24 protein-coding genes and 2 riboswitches are annotated in these 21,025 nt (G+C 55.1%); of the genes, 11 read left to right on the top strand and 13 right to left on the bottom strand.

The window, feature by feature from the left end; translation table 11 throughout:
* Nucleotides 1-4 precede the first annotated feature (4 nt).
* Complete coding sequence (locus KNP80_RS05155; protein WP_138858690.1) at nt 5-838, top strand: TerC family protein; 834 nt, start codon at nt 5-7, stop codon at nt 836-838.
* Nucleotides 839-875: 37 nt separating this feature from the next.
* Here the strand turns inward: KNP80_RS05155 and KNP80_RS05150 are convergent, their stop codons facing one another.
* Genes KNP80_RS05150 through KNP80_RS05135 form a run of 4 tightly spaced genes read right to left on the bottom strand, consistent with a single transcriptional unit; the run spans nt 876 to nt 3,841 of the window.
* Entirely contained in the window at nt 876-1,409 is a 534-nt protein-coding gene (locus KNP80_RS05150) for a 1,2-dihydroxy-3-keto-5-methylthiopentene dioxygenase (protein ID WP_021066014.1), read from the bottom strand.
* Between the two features lie 13 nt (nt 1,410-1,422).
* Entirely contained in the window at nt 1,423-2,040 is a 618-nt protein-coding gene (locus KNP80_RS05145) for a methylthioribulose 1-phosphate dehydratase (RefSeq protein ID WP_128123584.1), read from the bottom strand.
* The gene (locus KNP80_RS05140) at nt 2,037-2,687 is read right to left on the bottom strand and encodes a 2-hydroxy-3-keto-5-methylthiopentenyl-1-phosphate phosphatase (protein WP_214834204.1); all 651 of its coding nucleotides are present in this window, start codon (nt 2,685-2,687) and stop codon (nt 2,037-2,039) included. Before KNP80_RS05140 ends, KNP80_RS05145 begins: the two co-directional genes overlap by 4 nt.
* Nucleotides 2,684-3,841: a 2,3-diketo-5-methylthiopentyl-1-phosphate enolase gene (locus KNP80_RS05135; protein ID WP_214833992.1), complete on the bottom strand. Its 1,158-nt coding sequence runs from the start codon at nt 3,839-3,841 to the stop codon at nt 2,684-2,686. Before KNP80_RS05135 ends, KNP80_RS05140 begins: the two co-directional genes overlap by 4 nt.
* Before the next feature lie 69 nt (nt 3,842-3,910).
* Nucleotides 3,911-4,012: riboswitch (SAM riboswitch) on the bottom strand.
* 205 nt (nt 4,013-4,217) lie between these two features.
* Nucleotides 4,218-4,320: riboswitch (SAM riboswitch) on the top strand.
* 81 nt (nt 4,321-4,401) lie between these two features.
* Between KNP80_RS05135 and mtnK the strand changes: the two genes are divergently transcribed.
* The 5 genes from mtnK to KNP80_RS05110 are packed head-to-tail and all read left to right on the top strand — an operon-like array spanning nt 4,402 to nt 10,029.
* Nucleotides 4,402-5,553: an S-methyl-5-thioribose kinase gene (mtnK, locus tag KNP80_RS05130; protein ID WP_214833514.1), complete on the top strand. Its 1,152-nt coding sequence runs from the start codon at nt 4,402-4,404 to the stop codon at nt 5,551-5,553.
* Nucleotides 5,550-6,584 (top strand): S-methyl-5-thioribose-1-phosphate isomerase, encoded by a 1,035-nt coding sequence (gene mtnA / locus KNP80_RS05125; RefSeq protein WP_214833989.1) that lies wholly within the window; start codon nt 5,550-5,552, stop codon nt 6,582-6,584. The genes mtnK and mtnA overlap by 4 nt, the downstream gene beginning before the upstream one ends.
* Entirely contained in the window at nt 6,577-7,653 is a 1,077-nt protein-coding gene (locus KNP80_RS05120; protein WP_214833984.1) for a sugar ABC transporter substrate-binding protein, read from the top strand. The genes mtnA and KNP80_RS05120 overlap by 8 nt, the downstream gene beginning before the upstream one ends.
* The gene (locus KNP80_RS05115) at nt 7,653-9,026 is read left to right on the top strand and encodes a sugar ABC transporter ATP-binding protein (RefSeq protein ID WP_214833980.1); all 1,374 of its coding nucleotides are present in this window, start codon (nt 7,653-7,655) and stop codon (nt 9,024-9,026) included. The genes KNP80_RS05120 and KNP80_RS05115 overlap by 1 nt, the downstream gene beginning before the upstream one ends.
* A 1-nt stretch (nt 9,027) precedes the next feature.
* Nucleotides 9,028-10,029 (top strand): ABC transporter permease, encoded by a 1,002-nt coding sequence (locus tag KNP80_RS05110; protein ID WP_214719182.1) that lies wholly within the window; start codon nt 9,028-9,030, stop codon nt 10,027-10,029.
* 9 nt (nt 10,030-10,038) lie between these two features.
* On the opposite strand, the gene KNP80_RS05105 is transcribed toward KNP80_RS05110, so the two are convergent.
* The gene (locus KNP80_RS05105; RefSeq protein WP_214719184.1) at nt 10,039-10,524 is read right to left on the bottom strand and encodes a GNAT family N-acetyltransferase; all 486 of its coding nucleotides are present in this window, start codon (nt 10,522-10,524) and stop codon (nt 10,039-10,041) included.
* Between the two features lie 79 nt (nt 10,525-10,603).
* Here KNP80_RS05105 and KNP80_RS05100 point away from each other — a divergent pair, with 79 nt between their 5' ends.
* The gene (locus KNP80_RS05100) at nt 10,604-10,984 is read left to right on the top strand and encodes a VOC family protein (protein ID WP_214833977.1); all 381 of its coding nucleotides are present in this window, start codon (nt 10,604-10,606) and stop codon (nt 10,982-10,984) included.
* A gap of 26 nt (nt 10,985-11,010) precedes the next feature.
* Here the strand turns inward: KNP80_RS05100 and KNP80_RS05095 are convergent, their stop codons facing one another.
* Nucleotides 11,011-11,316 carry a winged helix-turn-helix transcriptional regulator gene (locus tag KNP80_RS05095; protein ID WP_021066025.1) on the bottom strand — a complete coding sequence of 102 codons (306 nt, stop codon included), beginning with the start codon at nt 11,314-11,316 and terminating at the stop codon, nt 11,011-11,013.
* A gap of 117 nt (nt 11,317-11,433) precedes the next feature.
* Here KNP80_RS05095 and KNP80_RS05090 point away from each other — a divergent pair, with 117 nt between their 5' ends.
* Genes KNP80_RS05090 through KNP80_RS05080 form a run of 3 tightly spaced genes read left to right on the top strand, consistent with a single transcriptional unit; the run spans nt 11,434 to nt 14,016 of the window.
* Nucleotides 11,434-11,925 (top strand): lactoylglutathione lyase family protein, encoded by a 492-nt coding sequence (locus tag KNP80_RS05090; protein WP_214754523.1) that lies wholly within the window; start codon nt 11,434-11,436, stop codon nt 11,923-11,925.
* A 2-nt stretch (nt 11,926-11,927) separates the two neighbouring features.
* Complete coding sequence (locus KNP80_RS05085; protein ID WP_214833975.1) at nt 11,928-12,908, top strand: zinc-binding dehydrogenase; 981 nt, start codon at nt 11,928-11,930, stop codon at nt 12,906-12,908.
* Between the two features lie 49 nt (nt 12,909-12,957).
* A complete protein-coding gene (locus KNP80_RS05080; RefSeq protein WP_214833972.1) occupies nt 12,958-14,016 on the top strand; it encodes a threonine aldolase family protein in 1,059 nt (352 codons plus the stop codon).
* A 47-nt stretch (nt 14,017-14,063) separates the two neighbouring features.
* On the opposite strand, the gene KNP80_RS05075 is transcribed toward KNP80_RS05080, so the two are convergent.
* The 6 genes from KNP80_RS05075 to KNP80_RS05050 all read right to left on the bottom strand — a co-directional run bounded on the left by KNP80_RS05075 (nt 14,064) and on the right by KNP80_RS05050 (nt 19,356).
* Nucleotides 14,064-14,564 carry an SRPBCC family protein gene (locus KNP80_RS05075; RefSeq protein WP_214719199.1) on the bottom strand — a complete coding sequence of 167 codons (501 nt, stop codon included), beginning with the start codon at nt 14,562-14,564 and terminating at the stop codon, nt 14,064-14,066.
* The gene (locus tag KNP80_RS05070) at nt 14,564-14,893 is read right to left on the bottom strand and encodes an ArsR/SmtB family transcription factor (RefSeq protein ID WP_214719202.1); all 330 of its coding nucleotides are present in this window, start codon (nt 14,891-14,893) and stop codon (nt 14,564-14,566) included. The genes KNP80_RS05075 and KNP80_RS05070 overlap by 1 nt, the downstream gene beginning before the upstream one ends.
* 64 nt (nt 14,894-14,957) lie before the next feature.
* Nucleotides 14,958-17,240: a bifunctional glutamate--cysteine ligase GshA/glutathione synthetase GshB gene (gene gshAB, locus KNP80_RS05065; RefSeq protein ID WP_214833969.1), complete on the bottom strand. Its 2,283-nt coding sequence runs from the start codon at nt 17,238-17,240 to the stop codon at nt 14,958-14,960.
* Nucleotides 17,224-18,552: an MATE family efflux transporter gene (locus KNP80_RS05060; RefSeq protein ID WP_214833536.1), complete on the bottom strand. Its 1,329-nt coding sequence runs from the start codon at nt 18,550-18,552 to the stop codon at nt 17,224-17,226. Before KNP80_RS05060 ends, gshAB begins: the two co-directional genes overlap by 17 nt.
* A 133-nt stretch (nt 18,553-18,685) precedes the next feature.
* Nucleotides 18,686-19,150, bottom strand: coding sequence for a hypothetical protein (locus KNP80_RS05055; RefSeq protein WP_021066033.1), 465 nt, complete (start codon nt 19,148-19,150; stop codon nt 18,686-18,688).
* Nucleotides 19,147-19,356, bottom strand: coding sequence for a helix-turn-helix transcriptional regulator (locus KNP80_RS05050; protein WP_021066034.1), 210 nt, complete (start codon nt 19,354-19,356; stop codon nt 19,147-19,149). The genes KNP80_RS05055 and KNP80_RS05050 overlap by 4 nt, the downstream gene beginning before the upstream one ends.
* 119 nt (nt 19,357-19,475) lie before the next feature.
* Here KNP80_RS05050 and KNP80_RS05045 point away from each other — a divergent pair, with 119 nt between their 5' ends.
* The gene (locus KNP80_RS05045; RefSeq protein ID WP_214719210.1) at nt 19,476-20,408 is read left to right on the top strand and encodes a ring-cleaving dioxygenase; all 933 of its coding nucleotides are present in this window, start codon (nt 19,476-19,478) and stop codon (nt 20,406-20,408) included.
* Between the two features lie 22 nt (nt 20,409-20,430).
* On the opposite strand, the gene KNP80_RS05040 is transcribed toward KNP80_RS05045, so the two are convergent.
* Complete coding sequence (locus KNP80_RS05040) at nt 20,431-20,871, bottom strand: RrF2 family transcriptional regulator (protein WP_214719212.1); 441 nt, start codon at nt 20,869-20,871, stop codon at nt 20,431-20,433.
* Between the last annotated feature and the right edge of the window lie 154 nt (nt 20,872-21,025).

Genomic DNA, 21,025 nt, shown 5'->3' with positions numbered 1-21,025 from the left:
TTTAATGGATTGGCAGTTAATTCTGCAGTACGCCTGGATCATCGTCGTACTCGTCGGTCTCGAGGGGCTACTTTCTGCAGACAACGCGCTCGTCTTGGCGGTCATGGTCAAGCACTTGCCGCGGACAGAACAGAAGAAGGCACTATTTTACGGATTACTTGGAGCGTTCGTTTTCCGCTTCATCGCCTTGTTCTTGATCTCATTCTTGATCAACGTCTGGCAAGTCCAGGCGCTCGGTGCGCTTTACTTGATCGGAATGAGCGCACGACATCTGTATATGACCTATAAGGCTCGTAAAACGGAGCCGAAACAAGATCTCGCTGCTGAGGCGAAAGAAGAGACGGCTGTCACAGAGAAGCCGGTCACGAAGAAAGAGTTCTGGTTGACGGTTGCGAAAGTCGAGTTTGCTGATATCGCCTTCGCGGTCGATTCGATTCTCGCAGCGGTCGCGCTCGCGGTCAGCTTGCCGCCGCTCGGTCTCGGTGAAATCGGTGGGATCGACTCTGGTCAGTTCTTCGTCGTCTTGACAGGTGGACTCATCGGGGTCATCTTGATGCGTTTCGCTGCTCGAATTTTCGTCAAGCTGTTGCATCAACGTCCGACACTTGAGACAGCCGCCTTCATCATCGTCGGCTGGGTCGGTGTGAAGTTGACGGTGCTCGTCCTTGAACACCCTGGCTTCAAGGAATTGATTGCCGGTACACCGTTCGCGTTCATGGGTCTTCCGGACGGCTTCGTCCACTCGACGGCGTGGACCGTGTTCTTCTGGTCGGTCATGGTCGGTATCGCGGTATGGGGTTGGTTCTCTTCAAAACCGACAGCCGCTGCCAAACATTAAAAAAATGGTCTCTCGCCTTTGAGCGAGAGACCATTTTTCATGCGGTCACGTCTTGTTTCTCGTAAATCGGCACCCAGCCCTCTGTCGTCACGAAGATGCGGACGGCGACGACTTTGCGGTCGTCTTGGAGCGTGAAGTAGTGGCGCGTGTTCACCGGCACCGAGATGAGGTCGCCGGGGTTGAGCTCGATGTTGAAGTAGCCACGCTCGGCGTCATCGATGGCGAAGATGCCATGGCCGCTGACGATGAAGCGGACCTCGTCATCCGTATGATGGTGCTCCTTTTGGAAGTTGACGAGCAATTCGTCCAAGTTCGGCGTCGCGTCTGACAATGAGATGACGTCTGCCGTCTCATAGCCGCGGCGCTCCGATACATCACGAATCTCGTCACGGAACGTCGACAAGATCGCTTGTTTGTCCTCGTCCGTCAACTGATAGTTCTCTTGCAGGTTTTCCGGGAGCTTTGTGATGTCCCACTGCTCATATAAAATCCCGCGAGACTCTAAAAAGGCGCTCACTTCAGTTTGATCGACGTAACGCTCTTCGGTTTGTTGGAAATAGACAGTTGCCATGGTTGGTTCCTCCTTATGAATGGACGCCTAGGGCGCGTAGTTTTAATGTATAGCTGAACAAGAACTCGTAAGCCTCTAAATAGCGTTTGGCCGCGGCCGGGGTCTCGCCCCAGACGGTGATGCCGTGATTGCGAATGAGGACGGCACCGGCGTTTGCGTGAATGTGAGGGGCGAAAGCGGCCGCAAGAGTCGGAATGTCCGCATGGTTCTCGATAATCGGTACGCGGACGACCGCATCCTCGTCCCAGAAGCCGAGCGCTTTGATGATTTCTTGACCGGTGAAGACGACTTCGCCGGTGGCGGCATGGAGCTCGGAGATGACATTATTGTCGACCGTATGGACATGGAGCGAACACGTCGCATCCGTCCGATTGAACACTTCGACATGTAGCAGCGTCTCGGCGGATGGTTTTCCTGTCTGTTCGCCGATTAAGCGTCCGCCCGCATCGACATGAACAAAGTCGTCTGGCGTTCGTTTCCGTTTATCGCGTCCACTCGCCGTGACGAGAAATTCGAGCGGGTCGTCAGAGACGCGAATCGCCAAATTCCCACTCGTTCCGGGGAACCAGTCGCGGGCGGCGAGTTCGTCTTTAATCTCGGCCAGTTCAAGCCAACGTGCCGTAAGGCTCATACGGCCACCTCCTTCAAGTGATGGGTGATGTCGTCAAACGTCTCGAACGGGGCGTAACGGATGCCTGCGTCTTCGCAGAGCGTGATGAGTTGACCTCGGGCGTAGACGAAGTCGGCACGCTTCGCGACCTCGAAGTCGGTCACCGAGTCGCCGATGACGATTAAGCGGTCGGCGGGATTGACGATGCGGCGAGCGAGCGTCGGCTTGCAACAGCCGCAATCGTTCGTGCACTGTTCGTCGCAAGCGTGCGACCACGTGACGGTTACCGTCTCAGCAGAGAAGTCGGCGACGTTGCAGTAGATATGCTCGGGGTCGACGTGGCCTGCTAAAATTGGATGGACGAAAAAGTCCATCCCGCCGCTGACGACGTCAAACTTCCAGCCGTGGGCCCGAACTTGTTCTAAAAATGCCGGGAACCCTTGGCGGAGCGTGATCCGCTCCAACAAATAATCACGGTAAGCCGGGGCAGCCGCGCTCGGCAATAGTTGAAACAGTTGACCGACGCCGGAGCGGATTGAAATCCGTTGTTCGAGGACCGCATCTTTCAACTCGACCCAAGCCGGCGGGGCGAACGCTTTCATCAAGGCGATGATATTGTCTTCCACCGTGATCGTCCCGTCGAAGTCGCACAGGATATGGATCGTCATCGCGACGCCCACGCCTTTAACGCGGTATCGAGTTCGTCCGTCTGTCCTTCGGTGTGACCGAGGACGTGAGCGATGGCTTGGCGGAAAGCACGGGCCCCGGCGGCTGCACCGTCCGGGTGACCATGAATGCCACCGCCGGCGTTGATGACGACATCTGTCCCGAAATCACGAATGATATCGGCGACAAGCCCCGGATGAATCCCAGCTGACGGGACCGGTAAAATTGGTTTCGACCAATGCGGTTCGGCGCTCAAGTCACGAATCGCGAACGCCTTGTCCCGTGGTGTCGCGAGCGAACCGTACGGAGACGGGAAGAGCGTCAAATCGGCCCCGGCGAGGCGTGGGAGTTTACCGAGTAAGAGCGAATGACTGATGGACCCGGTCAAGGCGCCGGCAAAGGCCGGGTGAGCCAAAATCGGCACACGGATGTCTGGGTCGTTCGCAAGTTCGCGCAGTGCGTCAAGACCGTACGTATAGACGTTGAATAGAAGCGCCGTCGCACCGGCCTCAATCAGCCGGAGTGCCTGGTCGCGCAGAGCGAACACAGGACCGCTCAACGTGATGGCATAGAGGACACGCTTCCCGGTCGCCTCAAAGTGCGCTTGAATGACGGCCGCTCCGATGCGGGCCCGTTCGAGCGATGGGGTGAGCGGGTTGTCGTATAAAATTTCGTCGTCTTTGACGATATCGATGCCTCCGGCAAACTGATCGCGGAGTTGCTGCTCGAGAAACGCGAGGTCACGGCCGATGACACCTTTGAAGATGCTCATGACGAGCGGGCGATCATGGACACCGAGCAAATCGCGAATCCCTTCGACGCCGAACTTGGCGCCTTTGAAATGAGGCGCGAGCGTCTCGGGCAACGTCAAATCGATTAACCGGATTGAATCGTCGAGGGACAGTTTCCCGAACGTCGTCGTCAAGATGGATGAAAAGTCAGGGCTGACATTATGTAACGGGTAGCGGATCGTGAAGCGGCTCGTCGTATCCGTATGTGTGGTCGACACGACCTCACCCCGGTACGCCTGTAACTGCTCTTGCTCTAAGTGAGGCAGCTCCGTCCAAGTACCGACGGTCAGCTCGAGGGCGATTTTGTCGGCGACGGTCGCGACCGCGTCCGTTCGTTTGATTTCATATGTGGCAGTGATACTCATATGGTTCCTCCTTCCAGGCAAACAAAAAATGACCCCATGCCGAGGCAAGAGGTCATCATAAAAAATGAACTCTTATCTCTCAGCTTTCGCTGCAAGAATTAGCACCGTGCCATCTCTGGTCGGTTGCTGCGACATCATCGGGCTCGTCCCTCCGTCTGCTCTTGATAAGAATGTGATTTGAAGTTGTGAAATTTAATTGAATTTTTGCACAGAATCGTCACGTCGTCAATTCCTTTTTTTCCAAAAAAAATATTTTGGGGAGTTGTTTCCATATATGCACAAAAAAAGACGGAGGTGCACGGAGAAAATGACGTTGACAATTGTGACGTCAAGTCCGTAATATTCATCACATAAGTTCACCGAATCGAATAAACCACTCTTATCGCGAGTTGGCAGAGGGAATTGGCCCGATGACGCCGCAGCAACCGACCACTAGGCACGGTGCTACATCCACCAGACGAATGTCTGACAGATGAGAGGAACAACCATTTTGGCTGTGCCTCTTTCTCGCGGAGAAAGGGGCTTTTTTTGTGGGCAACTTACAGGAAGGGGAAAACATCATGTCATATCAACCATTTACAGAACAGACCGTCGTCGAGCACGTCCGTCAACTAGGATACTTGCAAGACGGAATCGCCGAGTGTGAGGAAATCGGGGACGGTAATTTGAATCTCGTGTTTCGGATTCGCCAAGGCGAACAGCGCCTAATCGTCAAACAGGCGCTCCCATACGCCAAAGTTGTCGGCGAGAGCTGGCCGCTTACGCTCGAACGGGCATGGATTGAACAGTTGGCACTCCGTGAGTTTGCGAACGTGGCGCCGCGTTTCGTCCCGGACGTCCTCGGCAGCGACCGGACGCTCGCCTACACGATTTTAGAAGATCTGTCTGATTATGAGATTGTCCGCACCGGTTATTTGAAGGGGGAGAGCTATCCGGAACTCGCGCGTCATGTCGGTGAATTTTTAGGAGAGACGCTGTTCGCGACGTCGGATTATGCGGCCGGACCAATTGCGAAGAAGCGGATTGAACGTGACTATTACAATCCGGAACTGTGTGACATCACCGAGAAGCTCATCTTCACCGACCCGTTCAAAGACGCAGAGTCGAACAACATCGAGGCAGCGCTTCGAGAAGATGTCGAACGCCTTTGGCAAGACCAGGCGCTGAAGGTCGAGGTGACGAAACTGAAAGTCGGATTTGTCACGAAACATGAGGCGCTTCTGCACGGTGACCTACATACGGGCAGCATCTTCGCGACCCAACAAGAGACGAAAATCATCGATCCAGAGTTCGCATTTTACGGACCGTTCGGCTTCGACCTGGGCCAAATCATCGCCCATTTGACGCTGTCGACGTTCTATGACCCGTTCAAACGCTTCGAACGTTTCACAGACGTCTTGACGGTGTGGGAGACGTTTGAGAAGACGTTCCGGGCCAACTTTGAGCGCGCCGTCGAACCGTTCAACACGGACGGTTTTGTCGACGAGTTGTTGCGGACGATCTTCAGCGACACGATCGGCTACGCCGGTTGCGAACTCATTCGCCGTGCCGTCGGACTCGCCGGTGTCGCCGATCTCGAGACGTTGCCGGAAGCGACGCGGCTCGAACGAAAACGTGACGCGCTTGCCCTCGGGACGGCGCTCATCAAAGAACGCCACAGCGTCGAATCGATTGACGACTTGGTGACGCTTTTGTCGGGGGTGCGCGTATGACGGTCCAAAACATCCGCTTTAATTCGCAAACGGACGAACTCATCCTATTGGATCAGACGTTGTTGCCGCACGAAGAGCGTTACGTGACAATCGAGACGCTTGAACAGGCCGAACATGCCATCGAGACGCTCCAAGTCCGCGGCGCCCCGGCCATCGCTTATTTCGGAGCGTTCGTCCTCGCCAAAGAGGCGGGCCGGTTAATCGATGACCCGGACTTCACGCGTCGGCTCGACCTCGTCGGACGCCGCTTGATTGCGACCCGGCCGACAGCGGTCAATTTGCAAAACGTGATTGAATCGCTCCTTGATTTAAATGTCGGGGACGACTTTGAGGCGATTGCCGAGGAAATCAAACGGCGCGCCATCGCTTTGTACGACCGGGACGTCGATACGTATCGGGCCATCGGCGAGCATGCACTGACGGTGTTGCCGGCCGGAGGGAACGTGTTGACGATTTGCAACGCCGGTGCCATCGCGACATCGCGATACGGCACGGCGCTCGCGCCGTTTTACGTCGGAAAAGAACAGGGCGTATCTTTCAACGTCTTCGCCTGTGAGACGCGGCCGCTCCTGCAAGGGGCACGCCTCACTGTCTGGGAACTCGACCGGGCCGATATCGACGTGACGCTCATCACAGACAATATGGCGGCTTGGACGATTCAGTCAAAACGAGTCGACGCCATCATCGTTGGAGCCGACCGTATCACACGGACGGGTCACGTCGCCAATAAAATCGGGACGTTGCAGCTCGCCGTCCTTGCCAAACATTACGGCATTCCGTTCTACGTCGCGGCGCCGCATTCGACGTTCGATTTGACGGCGGATGACACGATTGAAATCGAGGAGCGGAACCCGTCAGAAGTGACACATATCGGCGGTCAACCGACGGCACCCGTCGGCATCACCGTCTTCAATCCGGCGTTCGACGTCACCACACCGGACCTCATCACCGGACTCATCACCGAGGCGGGTGTGTTCGAACCGACAGAGGCCGCCATCACACATCATGTAGGGGGAACGATTCATGTCTAAAAAACTATTGATTTTGTTATTCACATTCGTCTTGGCGCTCGTCGGTTGCACGAACGAGCAAGCGGCCCCATCGAAGCCGGCCGAGAAGACGGCAGAGACGAAACCCGTCTCGGTATCGAACGGGACGTTGCCGAAAGATATCGATGTCGCCCTCATCATGCAGATGTCGATTGGCACGTTCTCGTCGCAGTATATCAATGGGGTGACGGAACAGGTCGAATCGTTCGGCGGCAACGTGAAAGTGTACAACGCCGACAACGATCTGTCGAAGATGGCGAGCTACGTCGACACGGCGACGACGCAAGGCGTCGATGTCATCTTGATTGACCATGGCCGCGCCGATGCGTTGAAAGAACCGGTCCAACGTGCACTCGACAAAGGCATCAAAGTCGTCGCGTTCGACAACGATTTGACGAACGAAGGCGTGACGGTCATCGACCAGGACGACTATTCGCTCGCCTGGCGTTCGCTCAAGGCACTCGCCGAAGATTTGGACGGTGAAGGCAACATCGTCACGATTTGGGTCGGCGGCTTCACACCGATGGAACGACGCCACACGATTTATGATGCGTTCTTGAAACGCTACCCAGGCATTACGGAAGTCGCCAAGTTCGGTTCGGCGACGAATAATACGGCGCTCGATACACAGAGCCAGATGGAAGCGATTTTGAAGAAGTATCCGGAAGGCGAGATTGATGCCGTATTCGCGATGTGGGACGAGTTCGCCAAAGGAGCGAGCCGTGCCATCAAACAGGCCGGACGTGATGAAATCGCAGTCTATGGCATCGATTTGAGTGACGAAGACCTGCAACTCATGCAAGAGGACGGCAGCCCGTGGAAAGTGACGGCGGCGACCGACCCGGCTGAAATCGGACGCATCCAAGTCCGTTACGCGTATCAAAAATTAGCGGGTGAAAAGACGCCGTCGATTCATTCGGTCGACCCATATCTCGTCGACCGTGACGTCTTGCCGGACGAGAAAGTGACGATGGACGACCTCGGCCAATACGTCCCGAACTGGGGCGCATCAGACGCGGCCTGGTCGGACTGGATGAAGGGGACGGACTGATGTTACGGCTCGAACGTGTCACGAAACGTTATGGCGACGTGACGGTGCTCGACGATGTCAGTTTTACGCTCCGCCGTGGCGAGATTCATGGCTTGCTCGGGTTGAACGGGGCCGGAAAAAGCACGCTCGTCAAGCTGTTGAGTGGCGCCATCATCCCGACGTCTGGGACGGTCGAGCTCGACGAGACGGCGGTCACACTCACACCGGCCGAGGCGATTCGCCGCGGGGTCATCACGGTGTCGCAAGAAGTCGATGACGCTCTCTATCTCGATTTACCGATCTATGAGAACGTCGTGCCGTGGCAGGCGGTCGAACGGATTCGTCCTCGCGAACTAAAACAGCGAGCAGCTGTCTATTTGGAACGCGTCGGATTACAGATTGACGTGACCGAACCGGTCGGGCGTTTCCCGCTCAGTGTCAAACAACGTGTCTTGATTGCCCGGGCGCTCGCGAGTGATGCGGCTTACCTCTTGCTCGACGAACCGACGGCCGCACTGTCGACAGATGACGCGGCAGCACTGCTTACGTTATTGCAATCGCTCGCAGAAGAAGGCGTCGGCATTCTTCTCATCACTCACCGGTCAGATGAACTGTCGCGCGTCACCACGACGACGACGTTCCTCCGGGATGGGCGCATCGCTTACGAAGGGCCATTTCAGGCATTGTCAGAACGGGATATACATACGTATTTGAGCGGATCCGACATGGCAGAAGCGTTAGAGAAAGCCGTTCCGGAAACCGAGATACGGATTCAAGCCGACCTCACGTTACCGACGTTCGGAACCGAGTTGTCGTTCACGGCATATAAAGGCGAAGTCGTCGGCATTGGCGGCGTCACCGGGAGCGGGAAGACGGAGTTGATCGAGGCGCTATTCGGTCTCTCCGGTGTCGAACAACAAGTGACGTTGGACGGGAAACCGCTCAAGATTCGTGAACCGCGTCAGGCGGTCCGGTCCGGATTTGCCCTCGTACCAGAAGAACGCCGGAAACAGGGGCTTTTCCTCGACGATTCGATTGAACGAAACGTCCTCGCGATTGAAGGGAAGGCGAACGCGATCACACGCGTATTGGCCTCGCTGCGAGTGAAATACGACCAGGTCGGGCAACCGGTCCGAGAATTGAGCGGCGGGAATCAACAAAAAATCGTCCTCAGCAAATGGCTCCTCGAGGACCGGGACGTCTATCTGCTCGACGAACCAACGAAAGGTGTCGACGTGACGGCGAAACGGGACATTTATGAACTCGTCACCCGCCTTGCCAAAGACGGGAAGACCGTCATCTTCACATCGAGCGAACCGCATGAATTAGAATTGGTCGCCAACCGGACGCTCTGGCTCGACCGCGGCCGTTGGCAACAGAAAGGAGGCGTCTAACATGGCCCAACTCGTCATCAAACAACGCACGAAACGTTTCAGTGGCATCGGTCAATACGGAACGCTGTTCGCGATTCTCGCACTCATCGCCGTCTTCGGTGTGACGAACGACCAGTTTTTGACGTACGCGAACTTTAGCGACATCATCAAATCCGTATCGATCGTCTCCCTGCTCGCCCTCGGGGTGACATTCTCGCTCATCGTCGGCGGATTCGACTTATCGGTCGGCTCGACGGCGAGCCTCGCAACAATCGGGGCGGCATCGAGCCTCGTGTTACATAGTCAAGAACTGCTCGTCGCCCTGCTCGTCCCGATTGCGCTCGGTGTGCTCGTCGGGCTGTTGAACGCGCTCGTGACAATCAAGTTCCGGTTACCGGATTTGCTCGCGACGCTCGCCATCATGTACGTCATCAACGGGGTCCAATTGACGTATACGAAAGGTTTTTCAATCTACGACAACATGCCGATTGAAGGAGGGACGGCACCGGGACGTTTTATCCCGTCGTTCCTCTTCATCGGCCAAGGTTCAATCGGACCTGTCCCGTTCGTCGCCATCTTGATGATTCTCTTCTTCGCCGGGGCGCATCTATTTTTGACGTATTCGAAGACAGGACGCGAATTTTATTACGTCGGCTCGAACGTCGAGGCGGCCCGCCGCTCCGGCATCGCCGTCACGCGCATCAAGCTGTACGCGTATGTGTTGAGTGGTCTGTTCGCAGCCATCGGCGGCATCATCTTGGCGTCGCGCATCGGTACCGGACAAGTATCGGCCGGAGCACCGCTCCTCATGGACGCCGTCGCGGCCGCTTATATCGGTTACGCCGTCTTCGGGACCGGACGACCGAACGTCGTCGGCACGTTGATTGGTGCCGTCTTGATTGGGATTTTGTTGAACGGACTGACGATGTGGGACGTGCCGTATTACGCCCAAGACATCGTCAAAGGCACAATTTTGATTGCGGCGCTCGGCTTGTCATACATCCAAAAGAAACAGCTCACATAGGAAAAGTCCTCAGAACGGTTGGTTCTGAGGACTTTCTTGACGTTCCATCTGAATAAAATCGAACGTGCTCCCGTTCGTCGGTTGTTGAAACGAACCGGTCTGCTTGAACCCGCACGTCTCATAGACACGGATCGCCCGCACGTTGAAGGCGGCGACGGACAAGGTGATGCGATGCGATGAGTAAGTCGCTTTGACGAAGTCGAGAATCGATGTGACGAACGCTCGTCCGCTCCCGTTCCCGGTCAAATCGGGCTTCATGCCGAGACCGATATCGACCGTTTCAGCATCCGTTTGCGCGACGCTCACGAACCCGACGAGTGCACCGTCAGACGTGATGGCGAACACCGACTGTCCGCGCTGTTCGACGTCTAAAAATTCGGCTAAATCGTCTTTGTCGGCCGCCATATTGTAAAACGCATAATCGCCTTCGTAGTGCCATGTGTAGGCGATTGTTTCCGCCTGTGGCTGGGTCAGGACAGCGAATTGATGGGTCATTTGAATTTCCTCGTTTCACGAGCAGGATGTAGTGCTACACTCATCATAGCACCACCAACTTGGAAAATGAGGTGATCACATGGGAATCAAGCTAGACATGATTGGGATTGTCGTTGAAGATATGACGCGGGCGCTCGACTTTTATCGGATGCTCGGTCTGTCGATTCCGGAATCGAGTAATGAGGAAGCGCATGTCGAGGTCGATGACGGCAGGGTCCGGCTCGCCTTCGACACGGTCGAAGTGGCCGAATCGGTGTACGGGGAATGGAACCCGGCGACGGGGCATCGGGTCGAACTCGCCTTCTTGTGCGATAGTCGAAATGAGCTAGACGCGTGCTATGAAGCGATTGTCGGGCACGGCTATGCCTCACATCGCGAACCGTGGGATGCGTTCTGGGGGCAACGTTATGCCATCGTCATCGACCCGGACGGAAACCTCATCAGTCTATTCGCCGCATGACAAGACCCTCGCCGGATGGCGAGGGTTTATTCGTCGTGTGTCTCGCCCCAAGAGCAGAGCGCCTTCATCGCCGGTTGTAGGCTGAACGCTTCTTCGGTGAGCGAGTATTCGACGTGCAGCTGTTTCTCGGTCGAGTAGTCGATGCGGCGGACCATGCCGAGCTGTTCGAGTTCACGGAGTTGATCGGTCAATACTTTTCGACTGACGTCAGGGATGGCGCGTTGAATCTCCGAGAAACGGCGCGGACCGTTCTCAAGCGTACAGTACACTTGAGGCCGCCATTTACCGCCGATGATGTCGAGCGCTTTGTTGACGGGGAACGGGGTCGTCATGTTCAATTCGCCTCGCTTTCGGGTAGTTACTTGAATGTGCGTACTTTTTTTATTGCTTCGATGAAGGTATCGTATCGTTATCCATCAAATTGAGCAAACAAAAAGGAGCGGATGACAGTGACATATCCACGTACATTCTCACATATCGGACTATCGGTCCCGAGTGTGGCAGAAGCAGTTAAATTTTATGAGGACGTGATGGGCTGGTACACCATCATGCAGCCGTCAGACGTCGTCGAGGACGACTCGCCGATCGGTGTCATGTGTACGGACGTATTCGGACCGGGCTGGGGCAGTTTCAGAATCGCCCACATGTCGACCGGTGACAAAATCGGGATTGAGTTGTTCGAGTTTCCGAACAATGAGAAGCCGGAGAACAATTTCGAGTTTTGGAAGACAGGCATCTTCCACTACTGCGTCCAAGATCCGGACATCGAAGGACTCGTCGAGAAAATCGTAGCCCATGGTGGGAAACAACGGATGCCGATTCGGGAATATTACCCGGGCGATAAGCCGTATCGGATGGTGTACTGTGAAGACCCGTTCGGCAATCTTGTCGAAATCTATTCACATTCGTATGAACTGACGTATTCGGAAGGAGCGTATTGAGCATGAAAGCGTGGTTACTTGATGAACCTGGATTAGAACATCTCCATATCGGTGAGATAGAGCGTCCGACACCAGGCGCGGGCGAACTGCTCATCAAAGTCGAAGCGGTCGCATTGAACCCGGTCGACTATAAAGTCGGCACGAACGGCAATCCGAATTGGTCGTATCCACACATTCTTGGCGTCGACCTGGTCGGGGAAGTCGTCGAAGTCGGTTCGAGTCTCGCCAATATCATTACCGGTTCACGTGTCGCCGTCCATACGAGCCTCGGGAACAACGGCGGCTTCGCCGAGTATGCGGTCGTCGATGCGCGTGCTTGTGCAGTCGTGCCACCGGAAGTTAGCGATGAGGCAGCAGCAGCCATCCTTTGTGCCGGTATGACGGCGTATGAGGCTTTCATGCAGAAACTGAACACGCGCGACAAAGAGACGATTCTCGTCCATGCTGGTGCGGGCGGAGTCGGTGGCTATGCGATTCAACTTGCCAAAAAACTTGGGCTTAAAGTGTTCACGACAGCATCGCCGGAAAACTTTGACTGGGTCACATCACTCGGTGCCGATGTCGCCATCGACTACAACGTTGAGGACGTGACGGAGAAAATCATGGAAGATACAGACGGCCGTGGTGTCGACCTGATTTTGAATACAGTCGGACGCGATGTGGCGACGGCCGATTTAGATCGACTCGCATTCAGTGGACAGCTCGCTTATATCGCCGGTCCACCGGATACGTCAAACGTGAAAGGCTTTACGTTGTCGCCATCCATTCATGAGGTCGCCCTCGGCGCGGCCCATGCGAGTAAGGATGAGCGTGCCATCCGCAATTTGGCGTATATGGCTGAAGAATTAATGAAGTTGCTCGAGGCGGGTGAGTTGAACGATCTCGTCACGGACGTCTTGCCGTTTGAACGGTTGAAAGACGGTCTCGAACAGCTCCAAACACGAAAAGTACGCGGCAAATTAATCGTCCGCATGCGCGACTAACTGATGGCCTCCTGTCTATGGACAGGGGGCTTGTTGTGGAGGGAATGACATGGAGTTACGGACATCATATCAACAGACGTCGCATCAATTGAACGGCCACGGTCGACGGAACGTCGGCGTCTTGCAGCAAGCGTTCGCCGAGGTCGACCCGAATCAGGCGAGCGACCATTACGGGACGGGTGAAATCATCGCGCGCTTCGAGCAAAAACTGGCGCAAAAACTCGGCATGGAAGACGCAATTTTCTTTCCGAGCGGCACGATGGCGCAGCAGATTGCGTTACGGATTTGGGCGGACGAGACCGGAAATCGAAACGTCGCCTATCATCCGCTCTGTCACTTGGAGATTCATGAGCAGGACGGATTGAAGGAGCTGCATCACCTTGAGCCAATCTTGATTGGAGATGACAAGCGGTTGATGACGCTCGAGGAAGTGCAGGCGTTGCCCGATATCGCCTGCCTGTTGATCGAGTTGCCGCAACGGGAACTCGGGGGCTATTTGCCACCGTTCGATGAACTGGAGGCAATCAGTCACTTGTGCCGGGAGCGGGGGATTCGTCTGCATCTCGACGGGGCACGATTATTCGAGACGCTCCCGTATTACGAGAAGACGGCAGCAGAAGTATGTGCACTGTTCGACAGCGTCTACGTCTCATTCTACAAAGGCATCGGCGGGATTGCCGGAGCCATCTTGGCCGGACCGAAAGCGTTCTGCGCCGAGGCGAGAGTGTGGAAACGTCGCTATGGCGGGGATTTGATTGGACTGTATCCGTACATTATCCCGGCCGACTATTACTATGAGCTTCGGAAAAGGCGGATGGCAAGCTACTACGAACAGGCGAAGGAACTGGCGCGCCGCTTCAATGCGATCGATAGGGTGTGGACGACACCGGACGTCCCGGTGACGAATATGTTCCACCTTCATGTTGAGGGGGACGTGGAGGCAGTCTCGGCCTGGATTCAATCCGTTCAAGACGTGACCGGAATCGGCATAACGGGCTATCTCGTACCCCATGACGGCTATTGTTCGACCGAAATCAGTGTCGGAGATGCGTATGAGGCGATTGATGCACCTCAACTCGATCGACTATTCGAACAACTAGAGCGATGAGGAATTCGAAAAAGCACCGCTCCTCATCCGAGGAGCGGTGCTTGCTGTTATCTGGAGACGATGGCGTCGAGACGGTCGAGCTGCGAGGCGAAACCTTCGACGGCTCCCATATCGACGACTTGTTGGAGCGACTCGGCGTCCGTGAATTCGGAGCGGCTGATGAACAGCGTGCCGTTCGGGATGTCGACAAATTCGTTCGTGATGGTCATGACGGGAAGTTCAGGATTGACGTGGCCGTCCGCGTCCGAGAAGGCGTCCGTATAGACGATTTTACGATGCGGGTCAATCTCGAGGAACGTCGATTTGCCCCATGATTCCATGCCGTAATAGTCGCCTTGCTCTTTGTCGACGCACGTCATGCAATAATGCCACGTGCCGCCGGGTTCGAACTCGAACGTGCGAACCTCCGTTTTCCATCCAGCGGGTCCCCACCATGCTTCAAGATGGGCCGGTGTCGAAAATGCCTCGAACACGAGCGCGCGCGGCGCGTTAAAACTCCGTTCCACGACTAACGTGTTGCCTTCGACGTACGATTTGAGCGTTTCCATTAGGATTTCCCCTCTCGTTTTGACTGTTGCAAAAACTCTTCCAACCGATCGAGCCGAGCCGTCTCTGCCTCGAGCCGTGAACGCCAAATATCTATCGGGGCAAGTGCCTGAAGATTCAGGGCGTAGCGCCGCCGATTGGCTTCGATGGTCACCGAAACGAGTCCGGCATCATAGAGCACACGCAGTTGCTTGGACGTCTGTGGTTGACTGATGTCGAGTCGTTCGGCGATGGCACCGACCGTTAAAGCTTCTTGCCTCAACAACTCGATGATTCGTAAGCGATTCGGGTCGGCCAACGCGTGAAACAACGGACTCAAATTTTCTTCCATCCTCGTCACCGTCCTCTTACTTAAAATATTCCCATTTGAGAATATTCCAAACTAGGAATATTGATTAATCGAACAGTAAATCGAGCACGGTCTCGCCAATCGGTCGTTCCTTGCCTTCGTAAGGGAAGGAGTGGATATGGATGGCCGGATTGAAGTTCAGCTCAATGATACCGTAGTCACCTTCACGTTCGAGTGACGGAATCATCATATCGACCCCGCATATCGTCGCACCAATTGCTCGGGCTGACTCGACCGCAATCCGTTTGTATGAATCGGTGATCCGGTCCGTATAGTCGATACTGTCACCGCCCGTGCTGATGTTCGAGTTCTCACGAAGGAAGACGAGCTCGCCATCCGCGAGGACACTGTCCGGCGTCTTGCCTTGTGGACGCAGGAACGCCACGACAATGTCATCGATGTCAATTTTCTCGAGCGGCGTCTTATAGCCTTTCCCGCGGAGCGGATCCTCATTCTTTTTGGCGACGAGTTCACGAATCGTCGATACGCCGTCCCCGGTCACGTTTGCCGGGACGCGGTGTAAAATGCCTGCGACCTCGTCACCGATGACGAGGAAACGATATTCTTTTCCAGGTAGGAACGTCTCGAGCAGGACGACGTCGTCAAACGTAAGAGCGTGACGGAACGCCTCAAGCGCTTCCTCGAACGTCGTCCCGTCCTTGAAGATGTGAATGCCAATCCCGAAGTTCGTCGATTTCGGTTTCAAGACAATCGGTTCATTCGCGAACATAGTCCAGGCGTCTTCTAAATCGGCTTCACTGCGGAGTTCGATTCCTCCCGGAACGCGGATGCCGTGTTCGGCGAGCACGTGTTTCGTCACCGTCTTGTTTTCCATCATGAGTACCGACACGTAGTTGTCTTTCGACGTTTTCGTTGCTTGTTTGATGTACTCGGTCTGGTTGCCGTGACGGATGCGGATGGATTGGTCGTCTCGATCGATGACTTCGACCGCATACCCACGTTTTAGGGCTGCTTTCATCAAAATCTGTGTCGACAGCTCCATGTCTGTGTAGCCGTGCATCCGGAACCGGTTGGCATAGGCGTCTTGATAGAACATTTCCGCTTGTCGGAGCGACCACTTTGTATAGCCGTCAGTCATCATAGCGGAGGTGAGGCGTGACGCGTAAGTCGCCGCGACATGATCGATCCGATCACGGACGGAGGCGAAAATCGCGTCGAACTCGAGGTCGTGATGTTTATTGAACGCTTCAATCTCGTCGAGCAAATCGCGAGCGTACGTCTGGAGCGCCACCGCCTCGCCGTCCCGCATGAGCGTGAGCGTCGGGGATAACCCTTCTTTCGCGACGCGTTGCTGGTTGTGGAACGCCTCGGCCTGCCAATCCGCAAATCGTGTCTCGTCTTTCAACGTCAAGTAGAGCAAGAAGACGTGCAAGAACTTCAAATCGGACAGGGCGATGCCGGTCTTCTCGAACGGGTTCAAATCGATATTGCGAATCTCGATGTAATCGATGCCGTTCGTCTCGAGTCGTTCCAAGTCATTGCCTCCTCGTGACGTCTTCAGTCGAATCGGAGAGTAGAGCTCGTTCGGGTTGGCGATGTCACCTTGGGCGATGAAGCGGCGCACGCTCGCGGTGTAGTCCGAGAGCGTTGAATAGTCCGGATAGAGCGGCTCGACATTCGTGTAGCCGCAGTCACTATTCCGGTACGATAACGCCGTCGTGTTCGAATACACATCTTCGCTGAGCGCCTGCATTTGACTGACGCAGCGTTCTTCATAGCTCGTGTGGACGGCCGGAGTCCCGCCTAACAGATAGACGACGAGCCAGCGTGTCCGTAAGTAGTTGCGGACGAGTTTTAAATACAGGTCGTTCTTGAAACGGTCGTATCGTTCGGGTGACCCTTCATAGAGGGAGGCAATCAACTCGTCTGCGAACGAGAAGTTGAAATGGATACCCGAGATGAGCTGTTTTTTCGCCCCGTATTTTTGGAGCAGATGCTCCCGATAGCGACCGGCCTCAAGGCCTGAACTTCCAAAATCTGCGAGCGGGATGACCCCGCCGTCAGGAAGCGCGCACGGCATCGATTGCGGCCAAAGCCGTTCGTCACCGATATTCAGTGCCGTGATATCATACAGCGTCTGTAAGAAGTCGTGCGCCGCCTCGACGGTCGGGAACGTCGGGGTGATCAGCTCGATCTGACTTTCCGAGAAGTCGGTCGTAATATATGGGTGTGTTGCCTTGTCTCCGAGTGCTGTCGGGTGCTTCGTGACGGCGAGCGTGCCATCGTGTGTCACGCGGAGCATTTCACGTTCGATGGCGAAGCGCCCGTGCAACAATTGTTTAGTTAGTTGATTAAATCGCTTCTGCAAGGGAACTCACTTCCTTTTTCATTAGTCGGACATAGAAGGCAGAGACGAGCCCTTTGATGATGCTCGAGAGGGCGATGCTCCACCAGATGGCATCGATACCGAGATAAGGCTCGAGGGCAAGCGCGAGCGGAATGCGGGCGACGGTGAAGACGATTGAGATCGTCGCCGGAATTTTCGGTAGCCCGAGTCCCGAGAAGTAGCCATTCCCAATCATCTCAAGTGAGGCGAAGATGAGCGAAATCCCGATGATCCGTAAATAGTTCGCACCGATTTCAATCGTTGTCGGGTCATCGACGAACAGCCCAATCAGGACGTCTGGGACGAAGAGGAAGACGAGTGTGATTAACCCGGTATACAAGATGCCGAGCCGGGTCGTCACCCGATACCCCTCATGGACCCGGTCTACTTTGCGGGCGCCGAGATTTTGCCCCGTGTAACTTGCGATAGCACCGTTCAATCCGCCGATCATCATATAGGCGATCGACTCGATTTGAAGCCCGATACGCTGGGCCGCGATTGCTTCGGTCCCATATGAACCGATCATGCGGGCGAGGAAAATACTGATGACGGTGAACAAGACGCGCTGGGTCGCCATCGGGAAGCCGAGGCGAAGAATTTCTCTATAGTCTGTGCGATTCGGTTCGACCGTCTCCTCCCAATCGAACAAGACGCGGGCCCGGTACCAGAAGAAGCCGAACATGACGACGTTCGCGACGAGCGTCGCCAGACCGGCCCCGACGACGCCGAGTCCGAGTGGATAGATGAAGAGCGGCGACAGAATCATATTGAGCGTGACCCCGGTCGCGTTGATGCGCATCGCCGTCGTCGTATTGCCATAAGCGCTGAACAGTCGGGCGAACAACAAGTTGAAAAACGAGAAGATGAGCATCGGTGCACTGACGAGCAAATAACTGTACGCCAACTGCTCGACAGCCGGTGCGTCCATGTTCAAAAAGCCGATAAGCGCCTGGCCGAACGCGGCGAGGACGGTGACGAACAACAGGCCGAGACCAAGATTCATCCGCCTCCCAGCCCGGATGTAGCGCTGAATCAACGCCTGATCCCGCCGTCCGACGGCTTGTGACACTTTGATGCCGGCGCCGACCACAATCAACGATTGGATGGCCTGACCGAGCATGATATAAAAGCTGGCCGCGCCGATGCTGGCGACGGCGTCGCTACCGAGCGCACCGACCCAGAACATATCGACGAGACTATACGTGAATTGTAAAAGCGAACTGCCGACGAGCGGGAGGGCAAGCGCCACGATGACGCGTTGAACCTGACCGGTCGTCAAATCGATGGTTTTCACGATGAAAGACCCCTTCAATACATTTAGTATATAACCGTTTAGTTATATATAAGCACGACGTGACTGAATTCGCAATCGTAGGGAACGACTCGACGAAAAATCGACACAAAAAAAGGAATTCGATGTGAATTCCTTAATGGGTATAGGCGCGGATCCAAGTCGTCATATAAACGAGTGTCGAGATGATGAGTGTCGAGGCTAGTGCGTAAATCGGATAGGCGGGGAGCGCGTTCTCGAACAGCGGATAAAACATGAATGACGCCATGAGGAGCGGCACAGTAATCCCGAACGAGACGTAGGCGGCTTTCGTCGCTTTCGCCGTGATGATCTGCTCGCGTTCGTCGACTTCGCTAAATTCCGTCATCCGGACCGACCATTGGCCAAAGCTTAAGTTTTGGTTCGGGCGTGTCTTGAACGAATAGATTGTCCAAATGATAAAGAAGCCGACTAACAGCAAGAGCGGCAATAAGTTAAACTCAATTTCAAATCGGTCGGTCTCGATGACGGTCGACACGTCAGACAAGAACGAACTGAACAGAAATGCCATCAGGACGTACAAGATGATGCTGGAGATGGATTGGATGACGACGTGTTTCAATTTGTTTCCTCCTCGATTGTGAAAATAGATTCGACCGGTTCCTCGAACACGCGGGCGATTTGCATCGCCAGCAGAAGCGACGGCGTGTAGCTCCCTTTTTCGAGCGAGATGATCGTCTGTCTCGTCACACCGACTTTGGCCGCCAAGTCGCCTTGGGTCAATTGATGCCGGGCCCGCAACTCTTTGACGCGATTGATTAATGGCATGCCGCCACCTCATTTCTTGTTTCTATCCTTAGTGTAAAGTAAACTTTACTTAATGTAAAGCTAACTTTACTTATTTGTGGATGGTACAATATAATCAAAGTTGAAAGGGGAGAAGTCGGATGAAGGCGATTTTAGGACAACATCACGTGTCGGCGATGACAGGGGACGCGTCGAAGAACTTGCGATTCTATACGGAGGTACTCGGGATGCGACTCGTCAAAAAGACTGTCAACCAAGACGATCCATCGATGTATCACTTGTTTTACGCAGATGAATCGGGGACACCGGGGACGGATTTGACGTTCTTCGAGCTGCCTTTTCTCGGGCAAACGTATAAAGGGTCGAGCAGCATCTCGCGGACGGCGCTCCGGGTGCCGAACGGCGCATTGTCGTACTGGCTGGAACGATTTTTCGAATTCGGTGTACTCCATGCTCCGTTAGAGGATGTGCTCGGTCGTCCGACTCTTTATTTCGAGGACGAGGAGGGGCAACGGCTCTGTCTCGTCGAGGGCGGGTCAGGGACGCCGTGGAAAAACGGAACGGTACCGGCAAACGTCGCCATCTTCGGCCTCGGGTTCAGCGAGTGGACGGTGCGGCGAATCGAGAAGACGGAACGCGTACTGACGGACGTGCTCGGTTATCGCTTCGCGTCTGAGTTCAAACGGAACGGACAATCGGTTCGTGTGTTCGAGACGGGCGACGGGGGTGTGGCTACAGAGATTCATCTCGTCGACCGTCCCGATTTACCGTCGGAGCGGCCGGGCCGGGGCAGTGTCCACCACGTCGCGATTCGCGTCGAGGATGATGACGAGATGGCGCGTTGGGTCGAGCGGCTCGATTCTTTCGGTATCAGTCATTCGGGCCTAATCGACCGTTATTATTTCAAATCGATTTATTTCCGCGAACCGAGCGGGATTTTGGTGGAACTGGCGACGGATGGCCCTGGATTTGCGACGGATGAGCCGGTCGAGTCACTCGGGGAACGCTTGGCGCTGCCGCCGTTTCTCGAGCCGCGACGAGCCGAGATTGAGGCCAAATTAAAACCGCTATAACAGACAAACCCGACGGACTATTTCAGTCCGTCGGGTTTTGTATGCCTAGCAACATAGCCAGTTCGTTCGTCCGGTTGGCGACGAGGTCGGCAATCGTATAGCGGTCGAGCACGTGCAGGAACGCGAGCATCGCCTCGTTCAAGACGCTCCGCAGGTCGCACGCGGGGGCGATGACACATCGTCCTTCGCCGAAACATTCGACGAGCTCGAGCGGTTCAATCGTCCGGACGACGTCGCCGACATTGATGTCTTCCATCGGGCGGGCGAGCCGGAAGCCGCCGCCACGGCCGCGTACCGATTCCAGATATCCGTGCTTCCCGAGCTCATAGACGACTTTCATGACGTGGTTCTTTGAAATCTGATATTGGTCCGCCACTTCTTGAATCGTCACAAGACGATGGGAGAACGTGGCGCTATACATGAGTGTTCGGAGTGCGTAGTCGCACGTTTGCGTGAGCCGCATGATGATTCACCTCTTCATTCGTTCATTGTACAAGACATCTCGCGAAAGCGCGACGATGGAAGATGTGAAAAAAGCGTGGCGGATTCAAGGCGGAAATTTGAACTTGTATTTAAACAAGTATTTTATATATTGCTTTTGAAGTGACTTACCTCAC

The organism is Exiguobacterium sp. E4787 (assembly GCF_018618375.1).
In the GTDB taxonomy this organism is placed as follows: domain Bacteria; phylum Bacillota; class Bacilli; order Exiguobacteriales; family Exiguobacteriaceae; genus Exiguobacterium; species Exiguobacterium chiriqhucha.
This window is presented reverse-complemented; position numbering and strand designations above follow the sequence as displayed.

Coding starts and splice junctions, on each gene's coding strand:
- mtnA (WP_214833989.1), top strand. CDS start 5,550: ATGACGGTCCAAAACATCCGCTTTAATTCGCAAACGGACGAACTCATC.
- KNP80_RS05085 (WP_214833975.1), top strand. CDS start 11,928: ATGAAAGCGTGGTTACTTGATGAACCTGGATTAGAACATCTCCATATC.
- KNP80_RS05145 (WP_128123584.1), bottom strand. CDS start 2,040: ATGAGCCTTACGGCACGTTGGCTTGAACTGGCCGAGATTAAAGACGAA.
- KNP80_RS05040 (WP_214719212.1), bottom strand. CDS start 20,871: ATGCGGCTCACGCAAACGTGCGACTACGCACTCCGAACACTCATGTAT.
- KNP80_RS05140 (WP_214834204.1), bottom strand. CDS start 2,687: ATGACGATCCATATCCTGTGCGACTTCGACGGGACGATCACGGTGGAA.
- KNP80_RS05050 (WP_021066034.1), bottom strand. CDS start 19,356: ATGCCATTAATCAATCGCGTCAAAGAGTTGCGGGCCCGGCATCAATTG.
- KNP80_RS05100 (WP_214833977.1), top strand. CDS start 10,604: ATGGGAATCAAGCTAGACATGATTGGGATTGTCGTTGAAGATATGACG.
- KNP80_RS05150 (WP_021066014.1), bottom strand. CDS start 1,409: ATGGCAACTGTCTATTTCCAACAAACCGAAGAGCGTTACGTCGATCAA.
- KNP80_RS05110 (WP_214719182.1), top strand. CDS start 9,028: ATGGCCCAACTCGTCATCAAACAACGCACGAAACGTTTCAGTGGCATC.
- KNP80_RS05045 (WP_214719210.1), top strand. CDS start 19,476: ATGAAGGCGATTTTAGGACAACATCACGTGTCGGCGATGACAGGGGAC.
- KNP80_RS05095 (WP_021066025.1), bottom strand. CDS start 11,316: ATGACGACCCCGTTCCCCGTCAACAAAGCGCTCGACATCATCGGCGGT.
- KNP80_RS05115 (WP_214833980.1), top strand. CDS start 7,653: ATGTTACGGCTCGAACGTGTCACGAAACGTTATGGCGACGTGACGGTG.
- KNP80_RS05135 (WP_214833992.1), bottom strand. CDS start 3,841: ATGAGTATCACTGCCACATATGAAATCAAACGAACGGACGCGGTCGCG.
- KNP80_RS05105 (WP_214719184.1), bottom strand. CDS start 10,524: ATGACCCATCAATTCGCTGTCCTGACCCAGCCACAGGCGGAAACAATC.
- KNP80_RS05120 (WP_214833984.1), top strand. CDS start 6,577: ATGTCTAAAAAACTATTGATTTTGTTATTCACATTCGTCTTGGCGCTC.
- KNP80_RS05075 (WP_214719199.1), bottom strand. CDS start 14,564: ATGGAAACGCTCAAATCGTACGTCGAAGGCAACACGTTAGTCGTGGAA.
- KNP80_RS05070 (WP_214719202.1), bottom strand. CDS start 14,893: ATGGAAGAAAATTTGAGTCCGTTGTTTCACGCGTTGGCCGACCCGAAT.
- KNP80_RS05155 (WP_138858690.1), top strand. CDS start 5: ATGGATTGGCAGTTAATTCTGCAGTACGCCTGGATCATCGTCGTACTC.
- mtnK (WP_214833514.1), top strand. CDS start 4,402: ATGTCATATCAACCATTTACAGAACAGACCGTCGTCGAGCACGTCCGT.
- KNP80_RS05080 (WP_214833972.1), top strand. CDS start 12,958: ATGGAGTTACGGACATCATATCAACAGACGTCGCATCAATTGAACGGC.